Raw genomic sequence first — 19,026 nt, 5'->3', positions numbered from 1 at the left:
CTCACCTCTTAAAGGAGCGAAACCACTATTGGAAATGATCCGATCATACGTGGTATCTACTCGATTCGAACTTGGAGAACCTTCAGCAAGTTCTGCTAAAGATTCCGCCATAAACTGTCCGACATTTAGAAGGTGACGCGCTATTTTCACTTTCGAGAGAATTTTTCATTTTTGCCAAAGAGGCGATCTCATTGGCGGTTTTGTTTTGTTGTTGCCAGAGTATAGTCAACGCCCGTGCCGCAATGCCAAACTACGCGTGCCACAATCACAAACGCCTCTAAAACAATTGTTTACCTTTTTTACCTCATCCTCCCCAACGCAGAAAGTGTTCGAATGCGAACACTTGAGCGTTCGTTTCCGTACATTCGTAAAAAGCTCCAACCATGAATAAGACCCACGCGCATATCCTCATCGTAGATGATGATCCCGATGTATTGACAACCGCCCGCCTCTTTTTGAAGCATCACTATACCACGGTAGACACTTTAGATCATCCACGAGAACTGAATGGCGTGCTCTCCAAACACGATGTAGACATCATTCTTCTGGACATGAACTTCACGAAGGGAGATAACGACGGGAGAGAGGGGCTATATTGGTTAAATCACATTCGAGAGATTGCAGAAGATACATCCGTGGTACTCATGACCGCCTATGGCGATGTAGAATTGGCTGTGAACGCCATTAAGAAAGGAGCAACCGACTTTGTGCTTAAGCCATGGAAAAACGAGAAACTTCTGGCCACCTTAAATACCGCTCTGCAATTGAGACGATCGGTGAAAAAGGTGAACAAGCTGGAAGACACGCGCAAGAGCATGGAGCTAGATCGCGACTTGGCACTGGGTGAATTCATCGGCGAGAGTCCAGCCATGAAAGAGCTGATGAAGTCCATTCAAAAAGTGGGCAACACCGATGCAAATGTGCTCATTTTGGGCGAAAACGGAACGGGTAAAACACTGGTTGCCAGAGCACTTCATCGCGCTTCCACACGAGCTTTTGATTCGTTCATTCACGTAGACCTCGGTGCATTAAACGAGAATCTATTTGAATCTGAACTCTTTGGACACAAGAAAGGTGCGTTTACCGACGCCCACCAAGATAGAGCCGGACGATTTGAGTTAGCAGATACAGGTACACTGTTCTTGGATGAAATTGGAAACCTGCCCATTCACCTACAGGCCAAACTGCTCACCGTGCTTCAGAATAGAAGGTTAACCCGACTAGGTGATACCAAAGAACAGAGCTTTGATGTGCGACTGGTCTGTGCTACCAACATGCCGATCCACGAAATGGTCCACAAAGGCGATTTCCGTCAGGATTTATTGTACCGAATAAACACGGTTGAGCTTATCATCCCTCCACTTAGAGAAAGAGTGGAAGACATTCCTATTCTCATCCATCACTTCCTCACTCGATTTGGGAAGAAGTACAACAAACCCGAAATCACCCTTTCAAAAGAAGCTGAACATCAGCTAATGGATTACCATTGGCCAGGAAATATTCGAGAACTGGAACACGCTGTTGAGCGGATGGTCATCCTTTCCGATTCTTCTCACATCACCCTTGAAGACGTATCCTTCCGTCAGCAACACGCCGAAGACGAAGCCCTTCAAACTCTTAATCTCGATGAAATGGAGCGCCATTTGATAGACAAGGCCATACGGAAGCACAAAGGCAACATCAGCAAAGCTGCATCCGACCTTGGATTAACTCGTGCTGCACTTTACCGTCGAATTGAAAAACATGGAATTTAACCGCTTCAACCTATACTTAATCTTCCGTCTCCTTCTCTTATTGGCCAGCTTAGTTTTACTCGCTTGGCTAATTGATGAGGGGGATCTGTGGTTCACTTCAGTGAGCATCCTACTCCTCCTTCTCATCCAGGGGTATGAACTCATACACTTTGTCAATCGCACCAATCGAGAGCTCACCAAGTTTCTATACGCCGTTAAATACGAAGATTACAGCGTGAGTTTCAGCGACCCAAAACTGGGAAAGAGCTTCTCCAACTTGAACGAGACCTTCAACGAAATCATCGAAAAATTCAAGAGCGCACGGATTGAGAAGGAAAGCCAGTTTCAACTCTTCAAACTCATTCTAGAAAAGATCAATGTAGGGATCATCACTGTCAATCATCAAGGTGAAATTGGCATCATTAACGATGCGGCCTCTACCCTACTCGACATCCCGCAATTACACCAGTGGGAACGCCTAAAAGCAAGATATCCCGATTTCTGCGCAACGGTTGATGAACTCAGTTTTGGAGGAAGGAAGTTAGTTCAGATCGATACTTTAAGCGGACTAAAAGAACTCTCTATTGATGTAAACCCCGTTCGACTGACGGGTTCTTCTCATTACATCATCGCCTTCCAAGACATCAAGGATGAAATCGAACAAAAAGAAATTGAAGCCTGGCACAAACTCATCCGAATTCTCACGCATGAAATCATGAATTCCATCACTCCTATCACTTCTCTTACGGAGACGATGAGGAGCCTTTTGAAAAACGAGGAAGGAGAAGCCAAACACGCCACCGAACTAGATGATGAAACGGTTCAAGACATCATCCTTGCCTTGAACACCATTCACCGCCGCTCTGTAGGTATGCTCGAGTTTGTGAACGATTACCGAAAGCTTACCAAAATTCCAGCTCCAACTTTTGAAATCGTAAAAGTTTGCGAGATGTTCGAAGACATCAACAACTTGATGAAATCTGAGTTGACCAAGAGAAAGATTGAATTTGAACTTCTCTGCAGCAATAAGAACTTAGTGATTCGTTGCGACCGAAAGCTGATTGAACAGGTAGTGATTAACCTAATGACAAACAGTTTTGCAGCCCTGAGTGAAGTCAGCCATCCGAAGATTACCGTTTCTGCTGAAGTCAATGAAAAGCGGATTACCATTTTTGTAAAGGACAATGGAAGCGGAATAGAAAAGGACAAACTCGAACGCATTTTCATACCTTTCTATTCCACAAAAAGAGATGGCACTGGAATTGGATTGAGCTTGAGCAAGAACATTATGAAAATTCACAACGGAAGCATTACCGTTTCCAGTGTGCCTCATGAAGCTACTCGATTTGCTCTGGCCTTCCCGAACCACGCCTCGCACATTGGAATTCGATAAATGAAAGCTTCCTACCTACTTGTTCTACCTCTGTTCATCGTTGGTGCTTGCAAAAAGGACCGTGTGGAAGAGAAGCCCATTGTCACACCCGTAGAAGAAGAAATCTACTTTCCTGAAAATTTTACGGGTGGATGGGAATCTCAAGATCCTGATGAGCTAGAATGGAATACGGCGGAGATTAGTCCCCTCTATTCATATCTGGACAGTATTGGAAGCAGGGCCTTTATCGTTCTGTACAATGGTCGAATTGTACTCGAACACTACCACGGTAAACAATTGAATGGTCAACCGTTTACCTCTAGCTCCAATTGGTACTGGGCTTCTGCCGGCAAATCGCTCACCTCATTTGCGGTGGGCATGGCTGTAGAAGATGGCTATATCGATTTATATGCTCCTACCTCTACTTATTTGGGAACCGGATGGACCAACACCAGTAGTGATCGCGAAACGGCCATTACCATTCGCCATCACCTTGAAATGACCACGGGTTTGGATGATGGCGGAAATGTAAACTGCACAGACCCCGCTTGCCTCACCTACCTCGCCGCCCCCGGAACGCGATGGGCCTATCACAATGCTCCATACACACTCTTACATCGAATCATTGAGATCGCTACTCCAGTTACTTTTGAAGAATATCTACAAGATGAAATATTTGCCAAAATAGGCATTGGGGGAAATTGGTTTTGGTTGGATGACAACCACGTGTTCTTTTCAAGTGCGCGTTCTATGGCCCGATTTGGCTTGCTCAATTTATCCGGGGGAATCTGGAATGGCGATACGCTATTGAGCAGATCATACTTTGAAACCATGACCCAGCCAACGCAGACGCTGAATCCCTCTTACGGATATCTCTATTGGCTAAACGGTCAATCGAGCTACATGCTTCCAAGCACGCAAACTCAATTCTCGGGAAGCTTGTGTCCTAATGCTCCGTCCGACATGTATGCTGCCCTGGGCAAAAACGGACAAATACTCAACATGGTCCCGTCTCAGAAACTAGTTGTAGTAAGAATGGGAGAATCTACCGACAACGCCTTTGTTTCCGCCGCTCTACAAAATGAAATATGGAAACGACTGAATCGGGTTATTCAGCCTTGATGGAAATGTCGTAGGTAAGTTCCGAAGCGGCCTTCAACATGTGACTCACACCGCAGTATTTATCTTGGCTCATATCTACCGCCTTTTGCACTTTCGCAGGATCCAAATCACTTCCCACGAATTGATAGTCAACGTGAATCTTGTGGTAGTACTTCGGATGAGTTTCGGTCTGTTCTCCCGTAACAGCAATCTTAAAGGACGTGTATTCTTGTCGCATTTTCTCGAGAAGACTCACCACATCCATTCCCGTACAGCCAGCAAGCGCAACGAGCAGTAAGGGTTTTGGCGATGGACCTTTTCCAACTCCTCCAAACTCCTCCTTAGCATCCACGATAACGTGGTAGTTTTCCACGTTGGCATCGAAAGACATTCCGGTGGTATGATCGGCTACAACTTGTACGGTACTCATGAGAAAGTGACTTTGATAAATGAAAACATCCGCTCGATGGCGGATGTTTAATTTCGTCAAAAAGAGTGGTGTAAACAAGCCTTACGCCATATTCGTATATACGGCTTGAACATCATCGTCTTCCTCAATTCTCTCAATGAGTTTATCCACGTCTTCCTGCTGCTCAGGAGTGAGTGTTTTTGTATCCATAGGAATTCTTTCAAAACCTGATGAAAGAACTTCAATCCCCTTTTCGTCCAACCCCTTCGCTATGTTACCGTATTCGGCAAAAGGGCCGTAAAGCATCACGATATCGAGATCTTTTTCTTCATCGTGATCGGCAAAAATCTCCTCAACGCCGTAGTCGATCATTTCCAATTCGAACTCTTCAACATCAATGCCTTCTGCTGCAATCTTGAAGTGGCACTTGCGCTCAAACATAAAGTCAACAGAACCTGAAGTACCCAAGCTACCGTTGCATTTGTTGAAGTAAGAACGAACATTGGCAACCGTACGCGTATTGTTATCAGTAGCCGTCTCAACAAGAACAGCAATTCCGTGGGGTGCATACCCTTCGTATACCACCTCTTTGTAATCTGCTTGATCTTTAGACGAAGCCTTTTTGATAGCGCGTTCCACGTTATCCTTCGGCATGTTCGCGTCTTTGGCGTTCTGGATGAGAGCCTTTAGTCTATAATTCGCATCTGGACTATCACCACCTTCTTTTACGGCCATGATAATATCCTTAGTGATACGAGTAAACGTCTTGGACATCGATGCCCAACGCTTCATTTTTCTTGCCTTGCGATATTCAAACGCGCGTCCCATAGTCTTTATAGATTTTGACAAAGATAATGTGAGTTGTTCATCTGACGAAACACCAACTCACACTTCCATGATCAGTTAGGTAGTTGAATGATATAACGAGTAATTTCTTCTTCAGACTCCTCCACATCAATACAGTTGTATACACGCAAAGCATGCAAGGCGGAATCTAACCCCTCCATAGGAAGCAGAATATTTCTGGATTCTTCTGAAAGTTCTCCCGGTCGGAATTTGACTTCGTATTCATTTTCCAAACTTCTTGCAATTGTGGAAGGATGAGTAAGACTTGGATAAAGTCCAAGCTGGTTCATTACCATTGCCGACTCACCCGGTACGGATGTTGGTTCACAATCCACCATGGGAATGAGGGTATACACTTTCTCCGCAGTAGAAGATTCCGACACCTCAACACTGAATTGTTCTTTCCAATCCTCCATCAGAATTGACATGACTTCTTGTAGAGGACCTTTAGCCTTTATATTCACTCGAATAAGAGATGCCCCTTCCAGCTCAACTACCGCATCGGGATTGTCGCGCTGAATCAAATTGCGAAGGACTTTCTCCAAGGATACATTTTCAATATAAAGGGAATCTGTGCCATAGTACGCTTTCGATGAATTCCTCCACATACTGCCCGTTTCCCAAGAGACATAGGTCGTTTCACTTTCGTGTACCACGGGTTTATTTCCAATGTATGGAGCGAGCAACATCAAGCCAATGAGTCCATTCCACCCTGCATGAAACAACACTCCAGAGAAAAAGCCATAGTGTAGTCGCACAAAGCCAATTGCTACCCCTATCACTACTTGAGGCATGGTAAACAAAATCGCTCCCAACTCCAACTGGTGATTCATGATGTGCGATAAGCCGAAAATCACCGAAGATCCATAAAACCACCACTGGAAGTGAATGTCCATACTGTGGCGAATGGAGTTGATAAATGTGAGAGTTAATATCAAAACGATAATTCCCAAGACTAACGCTAAGGACAAACTGATATCCAAGAACAACACAACAGCAGCAACAGTCGTGAAAATCGGAATCGTCCACACCTTCAAGTTCATCCACAATCGATAGACCGTCTCTTCCCACAGTGGAGCAAGAACGGCCAATAGCAAAAAGGCGTAGCCCGCTGGAATCGACGTCAATTCTTCAATCATGGAACTGTTAGAAGAATCATAGATGTTCTCACGAACGAAATCTGAATCCAAGAAAACCATTAACGGAATCAAAAACAGGAGATGCGCGGCTACCACGCCAAAAATGATTTTGGCAGGCTGACTTCTTCTCGGTTCGCGGTAAAGAATTTTTACTCTATTCAAGTGTCTTGTGTTTTGGTACGACTAAGGTGATAAAGAAAAATCAATTGAAGGTAGACTATCCAGATCTCATCGAGAAATTTCGTCACCATCTGTACAGATGGCCTTGCAAACGCTTTACTTCAAAACCAATCGTCCTGAAGAACGGTGGAATGGCACGTTAATAAATTCAAGCGAACCACCAATGCTTGGCTCGTATGTGTACCAAATCAAGTATGTAATGCTGATCGAGAGGAGAAAGGGTTCTGTGAATGGCTATGTGATGATTGCCCTTTGAGTTTCCTCAGCGAACTTCCCACGTATTCTTGCCAGCCAGAAGCGAATCTAGATCACCTTCTCCTTTAATGGATCGTGCATGCTCGATTTGCCCTACCAGCAAATCCTCGTATCGCGGTCGATCTACAGAATACAACACCCCAAATGGACGTGGGAAACCCGCAGTTGGATCATCGAACATTCGCGTGAGCATATAGGCCTTAAACGGATCGTGCTCATCGTGAATCCACAAGTCGCTCTGGTTGATTCCATCCTTCAGGTCTACCACTCTAGGAGTATGTCCATCGAGTACAATTCCCTTTTCACCATTGGCAAATATGAGCGGCTGGCCGTGTTCAACGTATAGGGTGTGGAAAGGCTTTCCATCTTTGCCCGTAAACATCTCAAATGCACCGTCGTTGAAGACATTGCAGTTCTGATAAATCTCTAAGAAGCTTGAGCCTTTATGCTGATTGGATCGCAACAACATTTCACGTTGATGCTTTACATCTCTATCTGCTGTTCTAGCTACAAAAGTCGCATCTGCGCCCATTGCTAAGGCTAGTGGATTAAAGGGGTGATCAATAGCGCCCATAGGGCTAGATTTGGTCACTTGACCTTCGTGAGATGTTGGTGAATACTGACCTTTGGTGAGTCCGTAAATCTCGTTATTGAACAGGAGAACGTTCACATCTGGATTTCTGCGGAAAAGGTGAATCAAGTGATTTCCACCAATGGATAATCCATCACCATCTCCGGTCACAATCCACACACTCAATTCCGGTCGAGCTGATTTCAAACCAGTAGCTATGCTTGTTGCTCTACCATGAATACTGTGCATTCCATACGTGTTCATATAGTACGGAAAACGAGAAGAGCACCCAATACCACTGATAAACACAATATCTTCTCTTGGGATATTCAATTCAGGCATGATGGTTTGGACTTGCTTCAAAATTGCATAGTCACCACATCCTGGACACCAACGAACATCTTGATCCGTTGCGAAGTCTTTTGCAGTTAGTGTCTCGCTCATGCTTTCTCGTTTTTAACGATTGAACGAATGGTATTCATCAGGGCTTCATGCACCTCATCTGCTTTGAGAGGTTGCCCTTGAATCTTATTGTAAGGAATCGCATCTACGAGATACTTCTCACGTAGAATCTTTACCAATTGACCGTTATTGAGTTCCGGAACCACCACTTTCTTAAAACGGCTAATTACATGGCCTAGCTCGGGGTGTAATGGATATAGGTGTCGAAGGTGGAGATGACTCACTGCAAATCCGTCTCGGTTCAAATCTCGTGCTGCCACTTTTACAGCACCGTAGGTAGATCCCCAACCGATCACCAGCACATCTCCTTCGGCTTCGCCTTCTTCCATCTCTAATGGTGGATAGCTTTCGGCTAGTTTTTCAATTCGCTCCGCTCTGATTTTCACCATAGCTTCATGGTTCCGAGCATCGTAGGAAACATTCCCTGTATCGATCTCTTTCTCCAATCCGCCAATTCGATGCTCGCCATCCTTTTGACCCGGAATGGCCCATGAACGGACTCCGCGCTCATTGCGCTTGTACGGCAAATAAGGCTGTTCGCTCAAGTTGGCTTTCACCGGGTGAATCGCGGAGAGTTCTCCTGAGGTAGGGAACATCCATGGCTCGGATCCATTGGCAATGTATCCATCACTCAATAGCATCACAGGGGTCATGTATTCGATGGCGTATTTGGCCGCCTCGAAAGCCGCGTCAAAAGCATCACTTGGACTCTTAGCTGCAAAAACAGGAAGAGGTGCTTCACCATTTCTCCCATACATCGCTTGGAATAAGTCGGCTTGTTCCGTTTTGGTAGGAAGTCCCGTAGAAGGTCCTCCTCGTTGAACGTTTACAATAACTAAAGGAAGTTCAAGCATAACCGCCAATCCGATAGCCTCGCCTTTGAGGGCAATGCCGGGGCCAGATGATGCCGTTACTCCCATCGCACCACCAAAGCTCGCTCCAATGGCAGCAGTAATAGCAGCGATTTCATCTTCTGCTTGGAAGGTCTTTACTCCAAAGTTTTTGTGCTTAGCCAACTCGTGAAGAATATCACTGGCAGGCGTAATAGGGTAGGAACCGTAAAATAGATCCAACCCTGATTTTTGAGAAGCGGCCACCAATCCCAATGCGGTGGCTTGGTTTCCCGAAATATTTCTATAAACCCCTGGCTTTTGAGGAGCGGGTTTCACAACATAGCGCGGCAAACTCGCCTCAGTGGTTTCACCATAGTGGTACCCCGCTTTGAGAACGGCAATATTAGCTTGCGCGATTTCAGGTCGCTTGGCAAATTTTTCCGTCAGGAATTGCGTAGTTCTTTCGAGTGATCTACCGTAAATCCAATACAAGAAACCGAGGACAAACATGTTCTTAGAGCGATCGCGCTCCTTGGTCCCCAAACTGCTCTCTTTAAGGGATTCTCTTGTCAGTTTGGTAACGTCCAACTCCAAGATTCGGTGAGAATCACGAAGATCATCGAGAGGAGTTGCACTTTCATCATACCCCGCCAATTTCAAGTTTCTCTTATCGAAGCCCGAAGAATTGGCGATGATCAAACCATTGGGACGCAAATCCTCTATGTTCTTCTTGAGCGCCGCAGCATTCATAACAACCAACACATCCACATGCCCGCCTGGAGTGTGGATTTCGATACTACCAAAATTCAGTCGGAATCCCGAGACTCCCGCTACCGTTCCGATGGGAGCACGAATTTCTGCCGGAAAATCCGGAAACGTACTCAAATCGTTGCCATACAATGCCGCGGTATGTGAAAACTCAGATCCGGTTAACTGAATACCATCACCGGAGTCACCTGAAAATAGTATGGTGACCTTGGATAGTTCTTGTGGAGTCATTATTTAGGTTTGGCGCTCTCTGATTTAGTTTAGAGCTTGTTCTACTCTAGTGATTTCTGGGACATGTTTTTTGATGGTCATTTCAACCCCCGATTTAAGAGTCATCTGATTCACCGAACATCCCATGCAGGCACCGTGCAATTGAACGCGAACAACGGCTTCATCCGTCAATTCAACAAAAGATATATCTCCGCCATCGGATTTTAGAAAGGGACGAATCTCTTCTAAAGCCACTAAAATCTTCTCAACGGTTTCTTGTTTTGTACTCATGATGTCTTCTCTTTTTTAGGAGAACAACCTGCCATAGTAGTAATGCGCGTCGCTTCGGTTGGAGGAAGATTGTCATTTCTATCTACCACTTCTTCTACCACGCGTCTTGCCATTTCAACAAAGGCCTGTGCAACTGGAGTAGTCTCTTGCAAAACGGCTGGTCTACCTACATCAGCCGCTTCACGAACACTTTGCACCAGTGGAATTTCTCCGAGGAAAGGTACATTAAGTTCCGCAGTTAGACGCTTCGCACCTGCCTCACCAAAAATGTAGTATTTGTTGTCTGGCAACTCATCGGGGGTGAAGTAGGACATGTTCTCAACAATGCCCAGTACAGGCACATTGATGGCATCCATCTTAAACATAGCCACCCCTTTACGCGCGTCGGCTAGCGCAATTTGCTGCGGCGTACTTACCACCACTGCTCCCGTAACTGGAACGGCTTGAACCAAACTCAAGTGGATATCGCCCGTTCCCGGAGGAAGGTCGATCAACATAAAGTCGAGGTCGCCCCAGTGCGCATCGCGAATGAGCTGAGTGAGTGCTTTGGTAGCCATAGGACCTCTCCAAACTACTGCCTGATCCACGCCTGCAAAAAAGCCAATAGACAGCATTTTTACACCGTAATTCTCAACAGGATCCATCATTTGCTTACCATCTACTTCAATGTTACCCGGTTTTTCGTTGGTCACATCAAACATGATCGGCATAGAAGGTCCGTGGATATCCGCATCCACCAAACCCACTTTGAAACCCATTTTAGCGAGGGCTACAGCGAGGTTGGCCGTTACAGTGCTCTTGCCCACTCCCCCTTTACCAGAGGCAACGGCAATGATGTTCTTTACACCGGGAATCGCTTCCCCGCGAATTTGCTGTTGAGCAGAAGCCAATTGCTTTGCTTCTTCTGGAACAATCACATTCACCTTCACTTTCACCTTTGGATATGCGTGATCGTGAATTGCCTTTAGAATGCTCACTTCCAATTTTTTCTTCGCTTGAAGCGTTGGATTCATGCTGATGACATCCAACTCAATTTCGTCACCGAAGATTTGAATATTTCTTACGTGGCCAGCTTCAATTAGATTTTCCTTTCCAACTGTTGCTTGAACCTCTTGTAATGCGCTGTATATCTGTGATTTCTCGTACTTCATTCTATCGATTCGTCGATTGGTCAACAAAGGTACAAAGCAAATGAACATCACATGTCACAATATAGATGTAACCAATGTCTCATAAGTTTTGCATCTTAACGTTTCGTTGGTGTAAGCAAACGTATCTCTTTCCTTACCTTAGCCCCTGTCTATGGCAAACTCAGAAGATAAATTTTACAAACGCCGTCTCCGTACGTCGTATATCTCCGTAGTAGTGAGTATCGCTTTGGTGCTCTTCATGCTCGGCACTTTTGCAACGATGTTATTGCAAGCTGAAGACATGGCGCGTCAAATTCGCGAGAACTTCACTTTTACCGTTCTCTTAAAGAACACCTCATCAGAAGGAGATGTTCGCCAGTTCCAGAAAGAGCTTGAACTATCGGACAAAGTTGTGGGAACTGATTTCATCACGAAAGACCAAGCCGCTGAAGAATTGGAAGCGGAATTGGGAGAGGAATTTGTTGAATACTTGGGATACAACCCACTGAGTGACGTCATTGAAGTTCACATGACTTCAGAATTCGTCAGTTCGGGAGATGTAGAAGCTTTTGAAGCAGAATTGCGCGAAAGTGGATTGGTAAGTGATGTTTCGTACGATCCGAACTTGCTGAATCTCGTCAACGACAATATCAAACGCATCGGCTCTTACTTGTTGGGCGGTGCCATTCTCTTGATTTTTATCTCCATCGCCATGATTAACTCGAGCATTCGTCTCTCGATTTACTCGAAGCGATTCACCATCAAAACCATGCAGTTGGTAGGTGCAACGAAGCCATTTATCCAACGTCCTTTCATGGCACAAAGTGTCAAACTCGGACTCATTGGAGGGCTCATTGCATCTGCATTGCTCATGTTAATTCTCGAATTCGGAAAGTCGAATTTCTCTACTTGGGGAATGGAAGCCACTCCGAAAATGATGGCCATCACTGTTGGCGGAATGATACTCTTTGGAGCTTTCTTAGCTTGGAGCTGTACCTTCTTTGCCGTGAAGCGCTATCTCAATTTGAAAACAGACGACTTATATCGCTGATTATGAAAACAGAAAAGTACTTATTCAGTAAGGTGAACTACATCCTCATGGTAGCGGGCCTATTACTTATCGGAATTGGATACCTACTGATGATGGGTGGTGGATCAGAAGATCCCAACGTATTCAACCCAGAAATTTTCAATAGCACGCGAATCAAACTAGCTCCTTCTCTTTTAGTATTGGGCTTTGCCGTTGAAATCGTTGCCATCATGTGGAGGTCGAAGTCAAATACGTCTCAAGGAGAACTTGAATGAATCTGATTGAAGCGATTGTTCTTGGTATTGTACAAGGACTCACCGAATTTCTCCCCGTTAGCTCTAGTGGTCACCTTGAAATTGTAAAGGTGCTTTTTAATGGCAAGACGGTCCCAGAAGAAAGCATGTTTATGACGGTTGTACTCCATGCGGCTACCGCATTGGCTACCGTGGTTATTTATCGCAAAGACATCGTCGACATCTTCAAAGGACTTCTAAAGTTCAAGTGGAACGACGAAACCAAATTCGCTTCATTTATTGTTATCTCTATGATTCCAGCTGCTCTGGTTGGAATCCTTTTAGAAGATCAAATTGAAAGTCTGTTCAGTAAGCAGCTCACGCTGGTTGGAGCCATGCTCATCGTAACGAGCTTGCTGCTGGTCTTGGCCGATCGTGCCAAAAAGACGCATAAAAAAGTGAGTGCTTTTGAAGCAGCCGTTATTGGCGTTTCACAGGCTATTGCCATCCTTCCAGGTATTTCTAGATCAGGCGCAACCATCTCAACTTCTGTCCTATTGGGAATTGATAGAGATAAAGCCGCTCGTTTCTCTTTCCTAATGGTGATTCCATTGATCCTAGGAAAGATGATACTCGATTTGAAGGATATCTTCAGTGGTGAAGTTGCTACTCAACCTCAAACCGCACCTCTTCTAGCAGGATTTATTGCTGCTTTTGTAGTAGGCCTCTTCGCTTGTAGGTTGATGATCCGCTTAGTGAAAAAAGCAAAGCTGACTTCTTTCGCTATCTATTGCTTTATCGTTGGTCTAATTGCCGTTGGATCTACGTTCTATAACGCCATGTAATGGAAGATTGGTCGATTGACGCCCTAAGAGAAGGGAAAGTACTGGCGGTGAATAAACCGCTAGACTGGACTTCTTTTGACGTTGTAAACAAGATCAAATTTGCCATTCGGAAGACCCACAAGATGAAGAAATTCAAAGTGGGTCATGCGGGTACTTTGGACCCCAAAGCCACGGGGTTATTAATTGTATGTATTGGCAGAGCTACCAAGACCATTCCCGAGTTAATGGGATCCAGCAAGCGATACACTGCTACGATTAAACTTGGAGCCACTACTCCCAGCTACGACACCGAAACCGAAGAAGACAAGCAGTTCCCAATCGAACACATAACTCGGGAAGCGATTGAGGCGATTCTCCCTCAGTTTACAGGTGATATCATGCAGGTTCCTCCGGTGTTTTCAGCTCTGAAAAAAGACGGGAAACGCTTGTATGAGATGGCTCGAAAAGGTCAGGAGGTGGAAATCTCCGCTCGCCCCGTTACCATCCATTCCATCGAAGTGGTTCGCTTTGAAAAGGACGAATTGGTGATAGATGTCCACTGTGGCAAAGGAACCTACATTCGTTCATTGGCAAACGATATTGGCGCAGCCCTACAGTCGGGCGGATACCTTACGGGACTTATTCGAACCGCCATTGGTGAACGCACTTTAGAAGGTGCATTCGAAGTTGAACCCATTTGCGCATCCATTCGAGCAGCAGGCCCTCCACTCCCAGAAGAGTAGACTTTTAACCACACTCTCCTCTCTTTCAAGCATCTACCGTTTTGTCAAATCTCTTCGGTTGAGGTTGTGGAATTTCGTATCTTTGCCGTCTTTCTTTTTGTATCACTTTCAAAGCCCGTAAGCTTATGAAAATGAAGTTATCCAACTTCAATTATGAACTCCCTAAGGAGCTCATCGCCCAAGAGCCAGCAACCCATCGCGACGATTCTCGCTTGATGGTACTTCACAAGGACTCTGGGAAAATCGAACACAAGCAATTCAACGAAATCATCGACTACTTTGACGATGGTGACGCTATGGTGTTGAACAACACCCGTGTTTTCCCTGCTCGACTCTGGGGTAACAAAGAAAAAACAGGAGCACGCATTGAAGTTTTCCTTCTTCGTGAATTGAATTCTGAAAGTCGTCTTTGGGATGTGTTGGTTGACCCTGCACGTAAGATCCGTATTGGCAATAAGCTTTACTTTGGTGAAGATGACAGCTTGGTTGCTGAAGTAATTGACAACACAACCAGCCGCGGTAGAACGCTGCGCTTCCTCTACGATGGCAGTTATGAAGAATTCCGCAACAAGCTAACGGAACTAGGTGAAACTCCTCTTCCAAAATATATTGATCGCGAGCCTAAACCAGAGGATGCCGATCGCTTCCAAACCATCTATGCAAGTGTAGAAGGCGCTGTTTCTGCTCCTGTAGCCGGACTTCACTTCTCTAAGCAATTGATGAAGCGTTTGGAGATTAAGGGCATTGAATTCCCTGAACTCACACTTCACGTTGGTCTTGGAACTTTCCGTCCTGTTGAGGTAGAAGACCTCAGCAAGCACAAAATGGACAGCGAGCAATTCTGGATTTACGATCACACGGTTGAAAAAGTAAACAAGGCGATTGACGCCAAGAAACGCATCTGTGCTGTAGGTACTACAGTGATGCGCGCCATGGAATCAAGCGTTACAACTGAAGGCAAATTGAAGGAATACGAAGGTTGGACCAACCGTTTCATCTTCCCTCCTTATGACTTCCAAGTATCGAACTGCTTGATCACCAACTTCCACCCACCTCAGAGCACTTTGCTCATGATGACTTCTGCGTTTGCAGGTCACGAATTGACCATGCATGCCTACAACGAGGCCATTAAAGAAGGGTACAAGTTCTTGTGCTATGGCGACGCGCTTTTGGTGATCTAATTCATCACAAGTCCACACATAAAAACCCCCGGCAAACGTCGGGGGTTTCTTTTTGTGCTCTATTCAACAATAAGCCGACGAACAATGCTCTCACCTTCTACATTGAGCCGAAGTATATAAACACCACTTGGCAGTTGGCGAACCTCCATTCCATCTGCAAAACCTTCTCGCACCTCTCTACCCGTCATGTCGAACAGCGAGAAATGGACAAACTTTTCAAACTTCACTACCGTGGAGGCTGGATTTGGATATATGCGAAAATCCTCTGCCCGCATCTCTCCCATTCCTATGCTGTTGGCAACTTTTGCAGATCTGCCCGCTTGCAGAAGGTCATCTGTTGAACTATCCTGAAGAAGGGCGTAAGCATAGAGTGCATTTCCGTTCCATGCATTTCTTCGGGCTAAACTCCACTCATAAACCGTAGAATCTCCCACTGTTGCCGCTGCATACATCTGATCGTGAACGGCAAACTCTCTAAAAACATCGTAATGAGTTCCTTCGCCGTTCGGTGCATTGTAATAAACCGTGTCTTCTGCCACTCCAACGGTCAGTTGAAATTGAGAACTTCCTTGAGCGACAACTTTCACCACCAATCGAATATGCACGCTATCCACAGTGAGTCGATGAGTCAATCGAACATCAAATTCAGACATGGCATTCTTATAGGGATCAAACAAGTCTGAACTCGTAAAGCTCTTGTTGGTAACATCTCCATTAATCACAATTCGTGGAGTCGCCCCATAAACACCGTAAAAATTAGTACGAAGGTCGTTCTCAGATGGGTTGTGTTGACTAAAGATGCAATTCGAATACGGAGAACTCGGGTGATATGCGATATGCATCACCTCAGGGTTGGCGTCTAGGTTGGTGTAAAGCCCTGGATTTCTACTGGCGCAAATGCTGCACCTCGAATTTGTAAAATGTTCTACCACGATGGCCTTAGGGACTTGAGCGGTAGCGTGTAAAGTGAAGAACGATGCGAGGGTAAGTAAGATTGCTTTCATATGTTTTTGGCTTATTCCCTTCAGTCGTTCTACTACCCTCCTCCTTACAGATTACACAGAAATTTGTTACTTTCATTCCACGTTAACAAGCATAAATCCTCTCTCATGAAAAGCGCATTCTTCAGCTTCTTAGCCTTAGTCACCATTCTCGTCGCTTGTCGGAAAACAGAAGACGTAACAGAGGATTATCGTGACAACTTCACTGGAAGTTATACCGGTGACTACTATTATCACATCACCTACCCGCAATGGGTCGATTCAACGACCGGTTGGACAACCTTCAGTCAAACCACATATGACGAAGGAGTGATACATGTATCTAAAGGAGAGTGCGACAGTTGCATGCTTCTAGAGCTTGAACTCAAACTCGACCCAAGCGAGAACTGGTCAAAAGAGTTCACGCTTCATTCAGACAGCACCATTTTCACGGCTAGCGGAGGCGGCAGCACTCTTCAGTACACAGACATCAAACTATTTGGAGATTCGCTGTACATGTATGATTTCGCAAAGTGTGGTATGGCATGCGACTCATGGAGAGTTTTGACATCAACAAAGTGAACCGATTGCAAAAGGGCTTTGTACCTTTGTCGCGATGAGCAAGCAAGATATCCGCGCACTTTCACGAGAAGAACTCAAGCAATGGTTCACCGATAATGGCCACCCTGCATTCCGAGCCAATCAGGTCTACGACTGGCTTTGGAATAAGTCGCACGTGAGTTTTGACGAAATGTCGAACTTGTCGAAAGCCCTCCGCGAAGTGCTGGATGAAAACTTTGTGATTAACAATGTAGAGGTGGATCAAATGCAACGATCTACCGACGGCACGATCAAGAATGCCGTTAAACTACATGATGGTTTGGTGGTAGAGAGTGTTCTCATCCCAACCGAAAAGCGAATCACCGCGTGCGTTTCCTCTCAAGTTGGATGCAGTTTAGACTGTGATTTCTGTGCCACGGCAGGTTTAAAGCGAATGCGCAACTTGAATCCAGATGAGATTTACGATCAAGTGGTGGCCATCAAGAAACAAGGGGAAGAATACTTTAATCGACCACTTACCAATATTGTAATGATGGGAATGGGGGAACCCCTCCTGAATTACAAAAATGTATTGGAAGCCTTGGATAAAGTCACCTCACCAGAGGGCCTTGGAATGGCAGCTCGACGTATTACTCTCAGCACCGTAGGTATACCAAAGCTGATTGAGCGATTAGCCGATGATGGAGTTCGTTTCAATCTAGCTGTTTCCCTTCATTCAGCAGTTCAATCCACCCGGGAGCGCATCATGCCCTTGGCTTCCAAAAATCACTTGGACGATTTGCTAGCCTCGCTTCAACATTGGTATAAAGTGACAGGCAGAAAGGTGACTTTTGAATTTGTGGTTTGGACCGGTGTAAATGACAGTGATGAGGAAATTGCCGCCTTGGTGAACTTTGTGAAGAAAGTTCCTTGTAAGGTGAATATCATCCAATACAACCCTATTGACAACGGCGATTACAACCAAGCTCCCCAAGATCGTGTTGATGCTTACCTAAAGGCACTCGCTGCAGTAGACGTGATTGCAAAAGTTCGTCAGAGTAGAGGTCAAGACATCGATGCAGCTTGTGGTCAACTTGCAAATAAGACCGAACTCGAAGCCTAAGGTCTTCGAATTTCTTTACGCTGTAAAAGTCGATTGGAATAGTGCGGGGTGAACTCTACTGAAGCGTTTCCTGTAGTATCTTCGTTGTATCATCAACAGAAATTCTGCTAAAGACATTCAGAATGAAGCGCATCCTCCTTTCAGCTGTAGTACTGGCCAGCGTATTGGCAAGCTGCACGTCCAATGAATCTTCGGAAGCTTCGGAGAACTCTGTTTCTATTGTTGGCACTTGGGTTGGAACGTCGGTAGACTTTGTTGAATCTTCTAATGGTAATCACCGTCAACAGGTGATTGATAGCAAGAACCTACACCAAAACTCTGTGTTGATCTTAAATGAAGACCGAACGTTGGCGGTAACGAATGCCCGCAGAAGCTACACGGCAGACGGAAACTATGTGTTCGATGGAAATCAACTCTCCGTTATTCTCAACATGGACACTACTGTGTACATCGTTTCGGAACTCACTGATTCTGAAATGATCGCAGTGCAACCTTATCGAAACACTATATCGAATGAGGTGGTAGAAGGAGACCTCTTCTTGCACTATTCCAAATCCGAATAAGCGGCACAGAAATCAACCTCGTTTCTTAAAAGACCAACGAAACTGAAAATTGGAAACCACTGTACCATCAGAAGTGGTCCCCACGGTTTTCAATTCAACCACTTGTGCCTCTTCCCCTTCAGCTGCGCGTTGGATGGCCTCTCGAACCTTTTCCCCATCCACGCAAGTGAAAGTAACATCAGAAATCGCTTTGGTGGGGAAGTCGGCCTTGAAATCAATCACAATCCACGCGATAGAAGCATGGTGAGCCTCTAGGTGAAACATGGCAAGAAGGGCCGTTGACATTTCAGCCCCCATGCTTTGAACCGCGAAATACATACTTCTGAATGGATTCCGGTTTCGCTTCAAATTGGGAACCAGAATCGTGCACTTCTCGCCGTCCATTTCCACAAACCTGACTCCTGCCCTTGCTGCTGCGGGAACCATCTTCCGTGTAAAGAGTCGGAAAACCCACTTGTTTCGAAGACGTCTTAAAAGCTTATCTTGCTTGCTGTTCATTTCCATCGCGA

21 protein-coding genes are annotated in these 19,026 nt (G+C 45.4%); 12 read left to right on the top strand and 9 right to left on the bottom strand.

Annotated features, from left to right (window positions below):
* Window positions 1-383: 383 nt before the first annotated feature.
* The 3 genes from F8C82_RS00435 to F8C82_RS00425 are packed head-to-tail and all read left to right on the top strand — an operon-like array spanning window position 384 to window position 4,227.
* On the top strand, window positions 384-1,754 hold the full coding sequence (locus F8C82_RS00435; RefSeq protein WP_151691470.1) for a sigma-54-dependent transcriptional regulator: 1,371 nt from the start codon (window positions 384-386) through the stop codon (window positions 1,752-1,754).
* Entirely contained in the window at window positions 1,744-3,126 is a 1,383-nt protein-coding gene (locus F8C82_RS00430) for a sensor histidine kinase (protein ID WP_151691469.1), read from the top strand. Before F8C82_RS00435 ends, F8C82_RS00430 begins: the two co-directional genes overlap by 11 nt.
* Complete coding sequence (locus F8C82_RS00425) at window positions 3,127-4,227, top strand: serine hydrolase domain-containing protein (RefSeq protein WP_151691468.1); 1,101 nt, start codon at window positions 3,127-3,129, stop codon at window positions 4,225-4,227.
* On the opposite strand, the gene F8C82_RS00420 is transcribed toward F8C82_RS00425, so the two are convergent.
* From F8C82_RS00420 to F8C82_RS00410, 3 genes are all read right to left on the bottom strand, one after another.
* Window positions 4,214-4,636, bottom strand: coding sequence for an OsmC family protein (locus F8C82_RS00420; RefSeq protein WP_151691467.1), 423 nt, complete (start codon window positions 4,634-4,636; stop codon window positions 4,214-4,216). The genes F8C82_RS00425 and F8C82_RS00420 overlap by 14 nt on opposite strands.
* A gap of 81 nt (window positions 4,637-4,717) precedes the next feature.
* Window positions 4,718-5,443, bottom strand: a complete 726-nt coding sequence (locus tag F8C82_RS00415) for a YebC/PmpR family DNA-binding transcriptional regulator (RefSeq protein WP_151691466.1) — start codon at window positions 5,441-5,443, stop codon at window positions 4,718-4,720.
* Between the two features lie 71 nt (window positions 5,444-5,514).
* Window positions 5,515-6,762, bottom strand: a complete 1,248-nt coding sequence (locus tag F8C82_RS00410; protein ID WP_151691465.1) for a CPBP family intramembrane glutamic endopeptidase — start codon at window positions 6,760-6,762, stop codon at window positions 5,515-5,517.
* Between the two features lie 97 nt (window positions 6,763-6,859).
* On the opposite strand from F8C82_RS00410, the gene F8C82_RS14695 reads away from it, so the two are divergent.
* Window positions 6,860-7,036, top strand: coding sequence for a hypothetical protein (locus F8C82_RS14695; RefSeq protein ID WP_170266095.1), 177 nt, complete (start codon window positions 6,860-6,862; stop codon window positions 7,034-7,036).
* 6 nt (window positions 7,037-7,042) lie between these two features.
* On the opposite strand, the gene F8C82_RS00405 is transcribed toward F8C82_RS14695, so the two are convergent.
* The 4 genes from F8C82_RS00405 to F8C82_RS00390 are packed head-to-tail and all read right to left on the bottom strand — an operon-like array spanning window position 7,043 to window position 11,321.
* Window positions 7,043-8,050, bottom strand: coding sequence for a 2-oxoacid:ferredoxin oxidoreductase subunit beta (locus F8C82_RS00405; protein ID WP_151691464.1), 1,008 nt, complete (start codon window positions 8,048-8,050; stop codon window positions 7,043-7,045).
* Window positions 8,047-9,900 carry a 2-oxoacid:acceptor oxidoreductase subunit alpha gene (locus F8C82_RS00400; RefSeq protein WP_151691463.1) on the bottom strand — a complete coding sequence of 618 codons (1,854 nt, stop codon included), beginning with the start codon at window positions 9,898-9,900 and terminating at the stop codon, window positions 8,047-8,049. Before F8C82_RS00400 ends, F8C82_RS00405 begins: the two co-directional genes overlap by 4 nt.
* Window positions 9,901-9,924: 24 nt before the next feature.
* Window positions 9,925-10,170 (bottom strand): NifU family protein, encoded by a 246-nt coding sequence (locus F8C82_RS00395; RefSeq protein ID WP_151691462.1) that lies wholly within the window; start codon window positions 10,168-10,170, stop codon window positions 9,925-9,927.
* Window positions 10,167-11,321, bottom strand: coding sequence for an Mrp/NBP35 family ATP-binding protein (locus tag F8C82_RS00390; protein WP_151691461.1), 1,155 nt, complete (start codon window positions 11,319-11,321; stop codon window positions 10,167-10,169). Before F8C82_RS00390 ends, F8C82_RS00395 begins: the two co-directional genes overlap by 4 nt.
* A gap of 151 nt (window positions 11,322-11,472) precedes the next feature.
* On the opposite strand from F8C82_RS00390, the gene F8C82_RS00385 reads away from it, so the two are divergent.
* From F8C82_RS00385 to queA, 5 genes are all read left to right on the top strand, one after another.
* Window positions 11,473-12,351, top strand: a complete 879-nt coding sequence (locus tag F8C82_RS00385) for a cell division protein FtsX (RefSeq protein ID WP_151691460.1) — start codon at window positions 11,473-11,475, stop codon at window positions 12,349-12,351.
* Between the two features lie 2 nt (window positions 12,352-12,353).
* Window positions 12,354-12,605 (top strand): DUF3098 domain-containing protein, encoded by a 252-nt coding sequence (locus F8C82_RS00380; protein ID WP_151691459.1) that lies wholly within the window; start codon window positions 12,354-12,356, stop codon window positions 12,603-12,605.
* Entirely contained in the window at window positions 12,602-13,408 is an 807-nt protein-coding gene (uppP, locus tag F8C82_RS00375) for an undecaprenyl-diphosphatase UppP (protein WP_151691458.1), read from the top strand. Before F8C82_RS00380 ends, uppP begins: the two co-directional genes overlap by 4 nt.
* Window positions 13,408-14,130: a tRNA pseudouridine(55) synthase TruB gene (gene truB, locus F8C82_RS00370; RefSeq protein WP_151691457.1), complete on the top strand. Its 723-nt coding sequence runs from the start codon at window positions 13,408-13,410 to the stop codon at window positions 14,128-14,130. Before uppP ends, truB begins: the two co-directional genes overlap by 1 nt.
* Window positions 14,131-14,261: 131 nt before the next feature.
* Window positions 14,262-15,311 carry a tRNA preQ1(34) S-adenosylmethionine ribosyltransferase-isomerase QueA gene (gene queA, locus F8C82_RS00365; RefSeq protein ID WP_151692890.1) on the top strand — a complete coding sequence of 350 codons (1,050 nt, stop codon included), beginning with the start codon at window positions 14,262-14,264 and terminating at the stop codon, window positions 15,309-15,311.
* Between the two features lie 59 nt (window positions 15,312-15,370).
* Here queA and F8C82_RS00360 read toward each other — a convergent pair whose 3' ends face one another.
* The gene (locus tag F8C82_RS00360) at window positions 15,371-16,315 is read right to left on the bottom strand and encodes a T9SS type A sorting domain-containing protein (RefSeq protein ID WP_151691456.1); all 945 of its coding nucleotides are present in this window, start codon (window positions 16,313-16,315) and stop codon (window positions 15,371-15,373) included.
* Window positions 16,316-16,420: 105 nt separating this feature from the next.
* On the opposite strand from F8C82_RS00360, the gene F8C82_RS00355 reads away from it, so the two are divergent.
* The 3 genes from F8C82_RS00355 to F8C82_RS00345 all read left to right on the top strand — a co-directional run bounded on the left by F8C82_RS00355 (window position 16,421) and on the right by F8C82_RS00345 (window position 18,517).
* Window positions 16,421-16,873 carry a hypothetical protein gene (locus F8C82_RS00355; protein WP_151691455.1) on the top strand — a complete coding sequence of 151 codons (453 nt, stop codon included), beginning with the start codon at window positions 16,421-16,423 and terminating at the stop codon, window positions 16,871-16,873.
* A gap of 34 nt (window positions 16,874-16,907) precedes the next feature.
* On the top strand, window positions 16,908-17,954 hold the full coding sequence (rlmN, locus tag F8C82_RS00350) for a 23S rRNA (adenine(2503)-C(2))-methyltransferase RlmN (RefSeq protein WP_151691454.1): 1,047 nt from the start codon (window positions 16,908-16,910) through the stop codon (window positions 17,952-17,954).
* Window positions 17,955-18,076: 122 nt separating this feature from the next.
* Complete coding sequence (locus F8C82_RS00345) at window positions 18,077-18,517, top strand: lipocalin family protein (RefSeq protein ID WP_151691453.1); 441 nt, start codon at window positions 18,077-18,079, stop codon at window positions 18,515-18,517.
* A 12-nt stretch (window positions 18,518-18,529) separates the two neighbouring features.
* On the opposite strand, the gene F8C82_RS00340 is transcribed toward F8C82_RS00345, so the two are convergent.
* Complete coding sequence (locus F8C82_RS00340) at window positions 18,530-19,021, bottom strand: DUF4442 domain-containing protein (RefSeq protein WP_151691452.1); 492 nt, start codon at window positions 19,019-19,021, stop codon at window positions 18,530-18,532.
* Window positions 19,022-19,026: the final 5 nt, after the last annotated feature.

Source organism: Phaeocystidibacter marisrubri, assembly GCF_008933165.1.
GTDB classification, from domain to species: Bacteria; Bacteroidota; Bacteroidia; order Flavobacteriales; family Schleiferiaceae; genus Phaeocystidibacter; species Phaeocystidibacter marisrubri.
This window is presented reverse-complemented; position numbering and strand designations above follow the sequence as displayed.

Excerpts from the sequence above, each read along its gene's own strand:
- truB (WP_151691457.1), top strand. The coding sequence starts at position 13,408 with ATGGAAGATTGGTCGATTGACGCCCTAAGAGAAGGGAAAGTACTGGCG.
- uppP (WP_151691458.1), top strand. The coding sequence starts at position 12,602 with ATGAATCTGATTGAAGCGATTGTTCTTGGTATTGTACAAGGACTCACC.
- F8C82_RS00340 (WP_151691452.1), bottom strand. The coding sequence starts at position 19,021 with ATGGAAATGAACAGCAAGCAAGATAAGCTTTTAAGACGTCTTCGAAAC.
- F8C82_RS00345 (WP_151691453.1), top strand. The coding sequence starts at position 18,077 with ATGAAGCGCATCCTCCTTTCAGCTGTAGTACTGGCCAGCGTATTGGCA.
- F8C82_RS00400 (WP_151691463.1), bottom strand. The coding sequence starts at position 9,900 with ATGACTCCACAAGAACTATCCAAGGTCACCATACTATTTTCAGGTGAC.
- F8C82_RS00390 (WP_151691461.1), bottom strand. The coding sequence starts at position 11,321 with ATGAAGTACGAGAAATCACAGATATACAGCGCATTACAAGAGGTTCAA.
- F8C82_RS00385 (WP_151691460.1), top strand. The coding sequence starts at position 11,473 with ATGGCAAACTCAGAAGATAAATTTTACAAACGCCGTCTCCGTACGTCG.
- F8C82_RS00405 (WP_151691464.1), bottom strand. The coding sequence starts at position 8,050 with ATGAGCGAGACACTAACTGCAAAAGACTTCGCAACGGATCAAGATGTT.
- F8C82_RS00430 (WP_151691469.1), top strand. The coding sequence starts at position 1,744 with ATGGAATTTAACCGCTTCAACCTATACTTAATCTTCCGTCTCCTTCTC.
- F8C82_RS00380 (WP_151691459.1), top strand. The coding sequence starts at position 12,354 with ATGAAAACAGAAAAGTACTTATTCAGTAAGGTGAACTACATCCTCATG.
- F8C82_RS00435 (WP_151691470.1), top strand. The coding sequence starts at position 384 with ATGAATAAGACCCACGCGCATATCCTCATCGTAGATGATGATCCCGAT.
- F8C82_RS00360 (WP_151691456.1), bottom strand. The coding sequence starts at position 16,315 with ATGAAAGCAATCTTACTTACCCTCGCATCGTTCTTCACTTTACACGCT.
- rlmN (WP_151691454.1), top strand. The coding sequence starts at position 16,908 with ATGAGCAAGCAAGATATCCGCGCACTTTCACGAGAAGAACTCAAGCAA.
- F8C82_RS00355 (WP_151691455.1), top strand. The coding sequence starts at position 16,421 with ATGAAAAGCGCATTCTTCAGCTTCTTAGCCTTAGTCACCATTCTCGTC.
- F8C82_RS14695 (WP_170266095.1), top strand. The coding sequence starts at position 6,860 with ATGGCCTTGCAAACGCTTTACTTCAAAACCAATCGTCCTGAAGAACGG.
- F8C82_RS00415 (WP_151691466.1), bottom strand. The coding sequence starts at position 5,443 with ATGGGACGCGCGTTTGAATATCGCAAGGCAAGAAAAATGAAGCGTTGG.
- F8C82_RS00425 (WP_151691468.1), top strand. The coding sequence starts at position 3,127 with ATGAAAGCTTCCTACCTACTTGTTCTACCTCTGTTCATCGTTGGTGCT.
- F8C82_RS00395 (WP_151691462.1), bottom strand. The coding sequence starts at position 10,170 with ATGAGTACAAAACAAGAAACCGTTGAGAAGATTTTAGTGGCTTTAGAA.
- F8C82_RS00420 (WP_151691467.1), bottom strand. The coding sequence starts at position 4,636 with ATGAGTACCGTACAAGTTGTAGCCGATCATACCACCGGAATGTCTTTC.
- queA (WP_151692890.1), top strand. The coding sequence starts at position 14,262 with ATGAAGTTATCCAACTTCAATTATGAACTCCCTAAGGAGCTCATCGCC.